Annotated in this window: 5 protein-coding genes and 1 pseudogene; 2 read left to right on the forward strand and 4 right to left on the reverse strand. The window is 37.5% G+C overall.

Translation table 11 applies throughout. The features are described from left to right. Nucleotides 1–14: 14 nt before the first annotated feature. The 4 genes and pseudogenes from I2I13_RS04210 to I2I13_RS04225 form a co-directional block, all read right to left on the reverse strand. Entirely contained in the window at nucleotides 15–3,134 is a 3,120-nt protein-coding gene (locus I2I13_RS04210; RefSeq protein WP_195648890.1) for a TonB-dependent receptor, read from the reverse strand. A 32-nt stretch (nucleotides 3,135–3,166) separates the two neighbouring features. Next, nucleotides 3,167–4,717 carry an IPT/TIG domain-containing protein gene (locus tag I2I13_RS04215; RefSeq protein ID WP_195648891.1) on the reverse strand — a complete coding sequence of 517 codons (1,551 nt, stop codon included), beginning with the start codon at nucleotides 4,715–4,717 and terminating at the stop codon, nucleotides 3,167–3,169. A 14-nt stretch (nucleotides 4,718–4,731) separates the two neighbouring features. Beyond that, a pseudogene (locus I2I13_RS04220) lies at nucleotides 4,732–5,364 on the reverse strand (DUF1793 domain-containing protein); the annotation flags it as partial. Nucleotides 5,365–6,078: 714 nt separating this feature from the next. After that, entirely contained in the window at nucleotides 6,079–7,362 is a 1,284-nt protein-coding gene (locus I2I13_RS04225; RefSeq protein ID WP_195648968.1) for a site-specific integrase, read from the reverse strand. Nucleotides 7,363–7,897: 535 nt separating this feature from the next. On the opposite strand from I2I13_RS04225, the gene I2I13_RS04230 reads away from it, so the two are divergent. Together I2I13_RS04230 and I2I13_RS04235 are read left to right on the forward strand one after the other, a co-directional pair. After that, nucleotides 7,898–10,420 carry a glutaminase family protein gene (locus I2I13_RS04230; RefSeq protein WP_195648892.1) on the forward strand — a complete coding sequence of 841 codons (2,523 nt, stop codon included), beginning with the start codon at nucleotides 7,898–7,900 and terminating at the stop codon, nucleotides 10,418–10,420. A gap of 33 nt (nucleotides 10,421–10,453) precedes the next feature. Beyond that, complete coding sequence (locus I2I13_RS04235; protein WP_148364136.1) at nucleotides 10,454–13,261, forward strand: TonB-dependent receptor; 2,808 nt, start codon at nucleotides 10,454–10,456, stop codon at nucleotides 13,259–13,261. Nucleotides 13,262–13,264 lie beyond the last annotated feature (3 nt).

Consider the following 13,264-nt stretch of genomic DNA (forward strand, 5'->3'; position numbering starts at 1 on the left):
TTTCTAATTGTATTTTATAGGTTGACAGTTATTCCCACAGTAATCGATTTTGTTAATGGATAGTCTTCGCCACGTGGATTGGCTGATTCTGGATCCCAAGTCTTAAATTTTGACCATGTAATCAGGTTTGATCCTGTGATGTAAACACGAATATTATTAAAATGCAGTTTGTTTACGAAATTCTTTGGCAATGTATAACCGATATCCAAGTTCTTTAAACGAATATACCGTCCATCACGCATCCAGAAAGTGGATGTTTGCTGGTTGTTACTGTTTCCTCCATAACTCAGACGAGGATAAGATGCATTCGGATTTTCATTAGCAGGAATACCTAGCTTGACAGCAGTTTCTGCATCCACCCAACGGTCATTTATCATATCCTTGAAGATATTCCCCCAATCACTTTCACTAAACGCATAGACACACTTACCATAAATGGGGAAAGTAGATTTTCCAGCTCCTTGAAAATGAATATTGATATCAAAACCTTCCCATGCAAAAGAAGCCCCTATGCCATATATTAAGTTCGGTTTGGTTGTAGCACCAATAGCCACTTTGTCTTGATCGTTAACAATCCCATCGCCATTGACATCTTTATACTTTATATCACCAGGTTGTACTGTCCCCCAACTTTGTTTAGGACTGTTACGGATATCATCATAATTGGCAAACAATCCTTCAGAGATCAATCCTTTACACTGGTTTACACGGTAGCCTCTTTCATATAAATAAGAATAAACTTGATTTTCTTCATCTTTTTCCAGCACCTCATTTTTACTGTATGTGATGTTGCCACGAACAGTCATATCCACTTTACCAAGCTTCTGATGGTAGGTAAAGTTACCGTCGAATCCACGAGATTTTACCGCACCTACATTTGCTTTCGGTTTGCTTTCTAAACCGGCAATTTCTGGTAGAAATTCACGAGGCATAAAAATTCCTGTACGTTTTTCATAGAAGTAATCTACCGTTGCAGTAAGTTTGTCATTAAAGAGAGAAAAGTCTATTCCCAAGTCATCTTTTGTTGCAATTTCCCAAGTTACGCCGGTTGAAGCCATTTGTGTATAATGAGCACCAATGAATTGCTTTTTATAATCACCAAATCCCCAATTATATACATAATTAGGATCCCCTTTGTCATTATATCCAGTTGTTGCTATGGTATATAAATATGGAAAACGGTTTTCGTTTCCAAGGTTATCATTTCCTACTTTGCCATGTGAGTAGCGTATTTTAAACATATTCATCCATTTTAGGTGTTGTTTAACGAATGGTTCTTCGGCTATATTCCAAGCTAGAGAAAAAGCAGGAAAGAAACCGAATTGATGTCCTGGAGCAAAGTTCTCCGAGCCGGTGTAACCGAAATTGAAATCGGCAAAATAGCGGTAATTCCAGTTATAAGTGAAACGTCCCGCCAATCCTTGGTTACGTTTTGACACACCATTTTTGATATCCGAACCAATATCTACGGTGCGTTTCTCACTATCCTGTGTATAACGGAAAGTAACTCCTCCATGGTGATTGTCTACACTACGGTCCCAACTTAATAACAAGTCAAGGAATTCTCGACGTTTACCAGAGCTGCCACTTGATTGTTGCATATCATATGCAGAAAACATTTTATCAAAGATAATTTCACCAGTTGTCTGATCACGTCCATTTGCTTTATATAAATCCGGTTGACGATGGCGGTTTATCCAGTTACTGTTATCTGTATCGTATCCAAAGCGTCCGATAAACTTCAAACCTTTAGTGATAAAATCCAATTTCTGTTCCAAGGTTACGTTAGTTTGTAGATTGTTATCCCAATTTTCATTATATCCAGTCTGTGTGGAGGCTACCCATGGATTGAGCTTATTCACATTATCCCTATGAGAAATAGGTGTATATCCATTGGAGTAATACACAGGTGAAGCAATAGAGTTATATCCGAAAAGCATTCCCCACAAAGTATCGTCCCCTAATCCCGGACTATTGCGCTTAGCAAGCGAGCCAGCTACACCTAACTTCAGAATAGTACTCTTTGTTATATCAATATCCACATTCATACGATAGTTCCAGCGCTTATAGTTGGCATTTGTATTGTAATCTTTCCGTAATGTTTCATCAGTTTTATACATACCTTGGTCTTCTGTATAACTTGCAGACACATAGTAACGGGCAGTATTACCACCGCCGTGCATATTCAGATTGGCACGATAACTCCATGCACCATTTTTCAAAATCAAGTCTAACCAATCTACATTCGGATAAAAATCCGGATCCATTTGAGTACGAAATAGTTCCAGTTCTTCAGGTTGATAGGCCACTCCCTTATTACGGGTCACCAACGCTTCGTTCATCAATCCTGCATATGTAAGGCCGTCTACAAACTTTGGTGTAATAGTACGAGTATTGTAAGAGGTTTCCACTTTAGCATCAATATTTATCTTTCCGGCTTTACCGCGCTTGGTTGTAATCAGTACCACACCGTTAGCTCCTTTAGAGCCATAAATGGCAGTGGCGGAAGCATCTTTCAATACTGTAAACGACTCGATGTCTTCAATATTGATTTCATCCAAGCTACTGCGTTCAAATCCATCTACCAAAATATAAGCACTCGAGCTAGCTCCGAAAGTCGAAATACCTCGTATCCAGAATTCTGATGTATTTTTCCCCGGTTGTCCGGAAGTTTGTTGGGCAATAATACCCGGTACATTACCTGCTAATGCATTAGAGATATTAGAAGTTGGAAAACGTTTCAGCTCACCTACATCTACGTTCGTTACAGCTCCCGTTACGGTAAGCTTTTTTTGAGTCCCCATACCAGTAACGACAACTTCGTCCAATTTGCTCGCTTCTGACTCCTTCATTGTTACGTTAACAGTACGCTGTTCCTTCACAAGCACTTCTACATTATCGTATCCAATATATGAGAATAGCAGACGATGATAGGGTTCTACTTTAATGATGAATTGACCGTTAATATCTGTAATAGTACCCAAACCGGCTACATCTTTTACAGTAATGTTTACGCCAATCATTGGCTCCCCTTGTGTGTCGGTGACTATTCCTCCTACAGTAATTTTTTGCTGTGCTAATATTGTCAATGGAACTACTGCGACCAATAAGAAAATAGCTAATATTTTTTTCATATTCCAATAGTATGTTTATTTGTTAGTTTCTTTTATTTATATTCGTCATCCACTGTCTTGTCACCGATAGCTACAGCTTTCTCCATTGAAATGGTACGAATGGTACGTCCTATTTGATCATGAATGTAGAAAATCTCTTTCTCATCATCATAAACAAGCCCGGTAACATCGCGAAAACGTGCTGTTTCGCGCAAATCACCATCATCCGTTCCCCATTGGTTGCCATCAGCCAAAGTTGTAGATATTCCTCGTCCTGCATATGTAGAAACGATACCTTCCGGAGTTACTTTTCGGACACAGAAATTGAGCTTATCTACAAAATAAAAATCATACTCATCATTTTCACCTATATACTCGTCATTTTTGACAAACACACCTTGGCTAGGTTGATTCATGCGCGCCACCGTTCCTACATCATCTTTATAACCACTTTGTTTATAACCTCCCACAAAATTATATGGAGTAATGAATGTTTTTTTCTCCTCATCGTAATCAGAGCGCATAAAGTAATGGTTATTAATGACTCCAAAATAAGCGTATTTGCCTGTAGGATGAATAAAAATCTGAAACTCCCAACTAGGGTCAGCAATAGTAAATAGTTGTTTGAAGATATCCGGATGTTTTTTTACGACTGGATCCCAATCCTGATTATTTCTGATTGTTTTGAAATATTCAGCTAAGTCCAAACGAAATACCTGTCCCTTTTCATAACTGTTAAAATAGAGTTCCCCGTTAATAGGATGAATAGAGGCACCATTACATTGTTTATAAGAAGCTAGCAATTGAATATCAGAATTATCATTGAATGTTCCATCTGCATTACGTTTGATGATATAAACACTGGCACTTTCATCTCCCCGACCATCATAGTCAACTGATATGATCATATATTGTGCCTCATCAGCATATCCATCTATTTTTTTGTTGAAGGTTATACTACGCAAGCGGTTAGTAGGCACGGTATTAATATTCAAAGGTGAAGAAAGTTCACGTTTCTCCAAGTCAATCAATTGTATGGCCTTATGACCATCATAACATATATATATATGATTTTTATTTAGCGGATCGAATGCCATACGACCGCTATTAGCAAAACCGCAACATCTGATACCATCGGGACCATCAAATGGTCCATCTTTCCATCCTTGATCATCACGATTATTGCGATAACCACAAAGTGTTCCTACTACCATCTTTTTCTGATATTCAAATTTTCTATCAGCAACAGCTGTTATACTATTTTCTCCTTCACCTACGGTTACTTCTATTTCTCCATTAAAGGCTCCAGAAGGAACAAAACAATAAATATGAGTGTGTTTCACATTAATAACAATTGCGTTTTTTCCACCAATAGTCACTTTTACTTTAGAAGCGTCAGTTCCAAAATTTTCCCCATAGATTAAAAGTTTTTGATATGCTCCACCTTCATGTGGAGTAAAATCAGAAATTGTCATAGGGCTTGAAGGATCAAAAACACCTACTTTTACATTGTTCTCATTCTTGCAACTGTAATTACAAATTGCAAGTAATGCCAGTATCATCCACTGCCATTCATTCAATACTTTTTTCATTCTACTTTTCATGTTTTTCATTTTAATTAATAATAGAAATTCTTTAACTCAAACACTTCATAAGATTTATTCATCAATACTTGCATCCAATATCCCCCAATCACTGAACGTGCACGAAATCCTATCCAGTCACCACTGTTTGTATCATGCCAATCACTAATAGGTACTCGAGAATTTGTTTCATTGATATATTTATAAAGGGGGGATACGAATTTTTCGAATGTGTATTGATTGGGTGACATAGCCGCTGTCCACATAATCCAGTCGGATTTAGTGTATTCTCTACGGGAATCCAAAGGCAGTCCGTAAGGATGCTGCTTTGTTAAATAATAATCAATCTCCTTCTTTATTACATTATTTGGGAATAAATTTAGACTCCACATCTTATCCCACACTATATTATATTTCTGGCTCCAGGTATTCTTACGGTCAAAGGCCAAACGGTAATGATCACCCTCATTTGCCATTTCTTCCCATTTCACCGCCATTTTCTTAGCTATCGTTGCATATTTATCAGCCACATCATTCATTCCAAGCATACGAGCTATCTCGCTGTATCCGGCTACACCCATAATCGCTTTCACTGAAAGATTGGCATTGTGAGCCCAATGACCTGCAAAATCATCTGTACAAAGTTGATTGCCTGGGTCCTGTCCAAACTAAGCCGATGGTGAATAACTGATTGTGCTACAATTGATTATCGTCATTTTGTGTTGTCTTTGTGTTGTTATGGTCATCAAACGAAGTACAAAATTCTAACTTATGAGTAGACTTTTAATAAATAAAAAAGCTAATGGATGAATATAGTGGTAGTCTGAGATGAGAAATGGACTAATCTGAAAAAATGAATATTTTTTCTCTTTCTCTTCCCATTTATCTATGTAATTTCTTTTATGATATAAAAACTGGAAACATTTTGAGATGTAAAACATCAAATAGATTGAATAATGGCTCTTATTGAATGAATTCGACGTAAATGAGGCTTTCCAGAATAAATTATCTATCTTTTTATACTATTTTGCAGAGAAATGCTATCGTATAATAGCTTAAGAAAACAAGCAAAGTAGATGTTAGAAACCTATTCAGGAAGCCATAGCGTAGTTCATTTTAAACCAATAAGTGGTTTCTTTTAAAGGTAGGAGATGTTTCTTTTAAACCAACGACTTGTTTCATTATATCAAAACTCGTTTTCGATAGTAAGAAAAAGTACATGTTTATAAAGAATTATGCTATATATATTCAATAAAAGGAATATATATGATGTAAATGTGACTTTCTTTTTTCTATTTAGCAACTCAATAAAAGTTTAATTCTCCTGCATACATGAAAAATAGAACATAATTTGAAATAACTAAGATAAAATATTTCAATCTTTACTTGGCAAGTTTAGCTCGAAGTTCTTTTAGTCTTTTTGCAGCCTGTAGATTATCAACCTTTATATATCTCATGAATGCAGATGGACTCTTATGCCCGGATATGCGCATAAGCTCTCCAGCAGGAAAGCCGGATAAATACATATTTGTGCAAAACGATCGTCGACAGGTATGAGAAGAGATCATCTCCCATTTTTCATAGACTCTCTTTTCCCGTTCCTTTCCTTTTTTGCGAACAACTTCGATTTTCTGTTTTAGTTTTGCTCTTCGCCCTAATTCTTTAACCCTTTCGTTGAATATATATCTAGGAATTTTAGGTAAATCATAGTTGTACTTCTTGAGTATTTCCGGCACATAATCGATCATGGGGATTATGACAGCTTTATGCACTTTTCTCTGTTTGAGATTTATAATCTCATTATCTAAATCAATATGTTCAGGACTTAATGTTGAGAGATCACTATATCGTAGTCCTGTAAAACACCCAGTAATAAAAACATCTCTAATCTCTTCCAATTGCTTATCATCTGACAAATCTAACTCGTGTATTGTTGAAAGTTCCTTTTCACTTAAATAAATAGCATCAGTTTCTTCTTCTACGACCTTAAAATGCTTCAAGTCAATTGGAGGAATAACTCCTTTATCTATTTGATAATTAACAAACCCTTTTAACAAACGTACAATTTTTCCAGCAGAATTAGTGAGTAAACCAACACTTCCATCGGGCTTTATAACTTTATAAAATAAATAGTCCATAAATTCATTGTAAAATATAAGATTCAGGTTATGGAAAGTAATTGGTTGCGATGAATGTTCTTTGAAAGCGACCAGATGTTTGCGAAGTGTTCGGTAGTCTTTTATTTGATCTGCAGAAACAACTGGAGCTTTTTCTGTAATATATCTTTCTAATGCATCAAAGATATCTACCCGATTAGGTCGTAATTCATATTCTCTATTCTTTTTTAGTTCAAGTAAAACAAAATCTACGGTTGGACTTATTCCATTTATCTTTGCATATGTAAGAATTTCTCCAAGCTTGGATGTCATTCTAATCAGACAGGCATCAATCTCATCATAGTTTGGACAAGCGCGCTTAATCCATCTCTTTTTAGAATCCCAGTGTTCTGGTTTAATACTGTATCCAGTAGAGATGAGCGTACGCTTAGTTCGATTGTAGTTATATCGAACATAAAGGACAGTAGTCCCCTCTCGAGTGACGTACCTTGGTTTAATATATGGAGTATATTTGGCGATAGTAAAATCTGTATTGCATTCGTATTGCAAAGTTACAAAAGCTATCTGAAATGAGCAATATCTCATCGTTAAAAGCTAGAATCTCAAAATGTATTGCGCTATCTTAAAAAAAAAGTGGATAAAAATTGCTCAAAAAGGAAAAAAACTACTCAAATCATACTGTAACAGACCTTTTTTATACTTTAAAAACGTTCAAAACATGAAAAAAGAATAGATTTTGTCCTTTCTTGAACACAGATTTTCCTAATATTTAGCATTAATTCCATTATTTTGTAGCGTTACAAATAAAATGCTATAGAAAAACAGTTGGATTTGTATGACTCCCAGGTCTGCCTGAAACACACAATTCTATATTAACTTTTCCCCTTAGCATTTATCAATGTTCGACAGTACTGATTTTATATATTCTTTAGGTATAGCGATAGAAAGGTAAGATTGTATTTACGAGGTAATAGTAAGAAGGTAAAAAGAAGAATAAAAGAAAACGTAGGGTTTGTTTTTCTTTATTGGTAAACAAGATTGTAGATGGGTAACCTTAAAATTGTAGATTAATTAGAAAATATTTATGAAGAAACTACTAACAGTAATGGTCTTTTCGGTCGGTTTATTTGCAAATGCTCAAACCGGCAACTTATTTAAACCAGTAAAAGAGGTAGCGCTACGTACTCCATCAGTACCTATCGTTGTTTCAGATCCTCACTTCTCTATCTGGTCTCCTTATGATAAATTGATGGAAGGAAGTACAGAACACTGGACTACAGCTAAAAAGCCTTTAGTAGGAGCCTTACGTGTAGATGGCAAAGTGTATCGTTTTCTGGGTAAAGATCAAGTGGCTCTAATACCTATTGCTCCCATGACAAATGTGGAACGCTGGGAGGCGGCATATACTAATAGCCAACCCGCAAATGGATGGCAAGAATTCCAGTTTGATGATAGTAGTTGGAAAAAAGGTAAAGCTGCCTTCGGCAGCCGTGATATGCCACGGGTTCGTACAGAATGGAAAGGAGATAATACAGATATTTATATTCGACGTACATTTGAAATTAATGATTTGGATTTAACAGAGAATATTTTTCTCATTTATTCTCACGACGATGTATTTGAATTATATTTAAATGGGGAAAGACTGGTGGCTACGGATCTCGTATGGAAGAATAATGTAAACCTAAAACTTTCAGATGAAGCAAAGAAGAAACTTCGTAGTGGTAAAAATGTGATTGCCGCACATTGTCATAACACAACTGGAGGATCTTACGTGGATTTCGGTTTATATCGTGAAAAGAAAAATGCAGTAACATTTGATAATGAAGCCATACAGAAGTCGGTAGATGTATTAGCCACTTCCAGTTACTATACATTCACTTGTGGCCCAGTCGAATTAGATGTCGTATTTACAGCACCTCAATTGATAGATGATTTGGACTTGCTTTCAACTCCGATTAACTACATCTCTTATCGTGTACGTCCTCTTGATAAAAAAGAGCACGATGTACAATTTTATATAGAAACTACTCCGGAGTTAGCTGTGAATGAAACAACCCAACCCACTATTGCGCGCACATTATCAAAAAATGGTATTAGTTATGTAGAGGCTGGTACTATTAATCAACCGATCTGTGATCGTAAAGGTGATTTGATTTGTGCGGATTGGGGATATGTATATCTTGGTAGTGTAAATGGAGCAGGAAAATCTGTAAGCTTGGGTGACTATAGCGGAATGAAAGAATCTTTTGCTAAAAATGGAACTTTAGCTTCAAGTAAAGCTAAATGGATCACTCGCAGAGAAGAAAATATTCCTGCAATGGCTTATGTACATAATTTTGGAACTGTCACCAAAGATGGTAAAGATGGTTTTATGATGATCGGTTATGATGACATTTATTCTATTGAATATATGTATGAAAAACGTATGGGATATTGGAAACATGATGGTAAAGTGACGATTTTTGATGCTTTCGAGAAACTAAGAGATAACTATCAATCCATCATGGAGCGTTGTCGTGCACTTGACGAACTTATTTATAGTGATGCAGAAAAAGCAGGTGGCAAAAAATATGCAGAAATCTGCTCTGCAGCCTATCGTCAAGTTATTTCTGCTCACAAGCTCTTTACTGATAAAGAAGGTAATCTGATGTGGTTCTCTAAAGAGAATAACAGTAATGGCTGTATCAATACAGTCGATCTGACCTATCCGTCCGCCCCTCTGTTCCTCGTTTATAATCCAGATTTGGAGAAAGCGATGATGACCAGTATTTTCGAATATAGTGCAAGTGGTCGCTGGAATAAACCTTTTGCTGCACATGACCTTGGTACTTACCCAATAGCTAATGGACAAGTTTATGGTGGTGATATGCCAATTGAGGAAAGTGGTAACATGGTGATTCTAACAGCAGCCATTTCGAAGATCGAAGGTAATGCCGATTATGCTAAGAAATATTGGGACATTTTAACTACATGGACTAATTATTTAGTAGAGTATGGACAGGACCCGGAAAACCAACTTTGCACGGATGACTTTGCCGGGCATTGGGCGCACAATGCCAACCTTTCAGTGAAAGCGATTATGGGCGTAGCCGGATATAGCGAGATGGCTCGTATGCTCGGTTTGAATGATGTGGCAGATAAATATGCAGCGACAGCCAAGAAAATGGCGGTGAAGTGGGAAGGAATGGCAAATGAAGGCGACCATTACCGTTTGGCTTTTGACCGTAAGAACACTTGGAGCCAAAAATACAATATGGTTTGGGATAAGTTGTGGAATCTGAATCTGTTCCCTAATAATGTAATCGGAAAAGAAATCAGCTATTACTTGACAAAACAGAATCCTTATGGACTTCCTTTAGATTCCCGCAAAGAGTATACAAAATCCGACTGGATTATGTGGACAGCAGCTATGTCTCCGGATAAAGAGACTTTTCAGAAATTTTCTAATCCTCTCTATAAATATATCAACGAAACGGTATCTCGTGTGCCTATCAGTGACTGGCATCATACAGACAGCGGCAGATGGGTCGGCTTCAGAGCACGTTCAGTAATCGGAGGATACTGGATGAAGGTATTAATGGACAAAGTTCAGAATAATCAATAAAACTACTATGGTGTTAACTCAAAATTTATACGTATGAAGTTCTTAAGAGAAATTTTGTTAGTTGGACTATTACCCGGTTTTCTTATAAGCCAGGCACAAAATGTCCAAAACAAAGAAGATTTACCTTTAGATTTAGGTTATCGTGTACTTCCTATGGGAGATTATAACGGTTCAGCCTACACTATCTCGGGTAAACAGTTACGCAATCTACCTGTTACAAATCTCTCGGCAGTATTGGCAGGATTGGTACCAGGTTATTTTGCCCGGCAGGTCCAAGGTGGTGGATTGGTGAATGAACAGAATTCATTCTGGATAAGAGGACAGAGAAGTAATTCATCCGATGTGCTAGTACTGGTTGATGGACAAGAACGGGATTTTGCTGTTTTGTCATCACACGAAGTAGAATCAATTACCGTATTGAAAGATGCTGCAGCAACAGCTTTATATGGAATGCGTGCAGGCAGTGGAGCTATTCTGGTTACAACCCGTAAAGGAATAAAAGGGAAACCACAGGTTGAATTAACAGCTCAAATAATAGCTCAACAGCCACTTAAAGAGTTAGAGTCATTAAATGCAGCCGATTACGCAAGACAGCATAACATAGCCCGTCACAATGACAATATGGATCCACTGTATTCCAACTATGACATTATGAATTATGCAAACAATGACCCTAATTCCATATTGTATCCCAATGTAGATTGGGCTGATAAATACTTGAAAGATACCCGATGGAGCCAGCGCTATAATCTTAATATCCAAGGAGGGACTGAAAAAAGTACATATTTCGTGAATGCAATGTACACTCGTAACAATGGCTACTTCAATACGGATGATTCACATGATTATAGTACCAATCACTCTGCCGAACGGTTTAATATCCGTTCCAATATTGATTTTGCTGTAACTCGCACCACCCAACTGGACGTAAATTTGTATGGCTGGTATCAAAGCCAGAACGGGCCTGGCAGTGGAGCCGAAAACATTTATAAAAACCTGGTCACATTACCGCAAGGAATCTTCCCTGAATGGTACAGTGATCAAGGGTATACAGATCAATACGGCAATATTATCAATACAGAAGATGGAAAAATTGTAGCAGGAAATGCATTCCGTGAAAATCCATGGGCAATGCTAAACCGCTCCGGTTACTTCCAGGACAAACAATTGTATGGTTCTTTCCGTACGAAACTCTCACAGGATCTTTCCTTCATAACAGAGGGATTAAAAGCTTCTATTGCTTTATCTATGGATTCACGCACAGTTTCTTCTATCAGACGTACAATAACTTTCGCATATTACGAAAAGGACGCCACGAATGAGAACGTTCTCCGCCGGACCCGCGAGGATGACTCGATGATAAACAAGGTAGATAATACCAGTTCTTTCCGCCGGACCGGTATCGTGGCTCAATTAGATTATAACCGTACCTTTGGAAAACATGGAGTTTCGGCTTTAGCTTTCTATGAACAATATGAAAGCAATGATGAAATGGTATTACCAACCCGCTTCCAAAGCGTAAACGGTTGGTTCGGCTATAATTATGATAAAAGATATGGCATCGATGTTATCGGAGCTTATCAGGGTTCTCACAAATTTGGTCCGGGACACAAATTCGGTTTCTTCCCTACAGTATCTGCCGGATGGACTGTTTCTAACGAATCCTTTTGGAAAGATGTCCAAAAATTAGTGCCCTACCTGAAACTAAAAGCATCTTATGGACAAGTCGGCAACTCATCGGGTGTAGATGCCTTTTATTACAGGGGACGTATGTGGCCGCAAAACGATGTCTACATCACAGGGGTAAACATGGGAACAAAACTTGGAGGATATATTCAGGATATACTTCCAAATCCCGGACTGACTTGGGAAAAAGCAAGAATTCTGAACATCGGAATAGATACCAGACTATTTTCAGACCACCTATCTGTTACAGCTGAATTTTTCAAGGACAACCGTCATGATATGTACGTAGTTAATAATAAAATCAGCTCTCTTGTCGGTAATGTAAAAGAATTTAAGCAGAATATAGGCAAGATCAATAGCCATGGAGTAGACTTATCTGCCATGTGGAATTCAAATATCGCAGATTGGAGCTATTTCATAGGAGGTACATTCTCTTATTCCACGAATGAGCTGATTGCAAATGGCGAAGTAGATCAGCCATACGAATGGTTGAAGAATCAGGGACGTCCTTTGGGAGAAAACCGAGGATACATCGCAAAAGGCTTTTTTAACTCTTGGGAAGAAATAGCAGCCTCTCCTGTACAAACATTCTCTGATGTCCAACCAGGCGATGTACGTTATGAAGATATAAACAAAGACGGACAGATCGATGTAAACGATATGATACCTATCGGATATGGAGATATTCCCAGAATGATGTATGGGATTAATCTAGGAGTCGGCTACAAAGGATTTTCGATCACCGCATTGTTTCAGGGAGCAGCAAAAGTCTCTCATCAATATTCGGACATCGTAATGAATCCTTTTACAGACAACGGAACCATATTTGAGCATCAACTTGATTATTGGACACCCGAACACCAGAATGCAGCATTCCCACGTTTAACAACACTGGACAATGCCAATCTTAACAACAGGCAGATAAGTACATTAAATGTGAAAGATGCTGATTTCTTAAGATTGAAAACGTTGGAAGTTTCTTATGACTTTCCTGTAAAAATGATACAGAAAATCCATCTTAAGGGATTGAGACTTTTCCTTAGCGGAACGAATCTGATTACCTGGACAAAATATAAATGGGTTGATCCTGAAGCGCCTTCACTGGCGGCTCCTTTGACGAGAAACATGAGTATAGGTTGTTCCTTAAAATTCTGATAG

The sequence above is a fragment of the Bacteroides sp. D55t1_190419_B8 genome (assembly GCF_015558905.1).
In the GTDB taxonomy this organism is placed as follows: Bacteria; Bacteroidota; Bacteroidia; order Bacteroidales; family Bacteroidaceae; genus Bacteroides; species Bacteroides vicugnae.

Bases quoted from the DNA above. Each gene is read 5' to 3' on its own strand.
- I2I13_RS04210 (WP_195648890.1), bottom strand. From the start codon at position 3,134: ATGAAAAAAATATTAGCTATTTTCTTATTGGTCGCAGTAGTTCCATTG.
- I2I13_RS04215 (WP_195648891.1), bottom strand. From the start codon at position 4,717: ATGAAAAGTAGAATGAAAAAAGTATTGAATGAATGGCAGTGGATGATA.
- I2I13_RS04230 (WP_195648892.1), top strand. From the start codon at position 7,898: ATGAAGAAACTACTAACAGTAATGGTCTTTTCGGTCGGTTTATTTGCA.
- I2I13_RS04235 (WP_148364136.1), top strand. From the start codon at position 10,454: ATGAAGTTCTTAAGAGAAATTTTGTTAGTTGGACTATTACCCGGTTTT.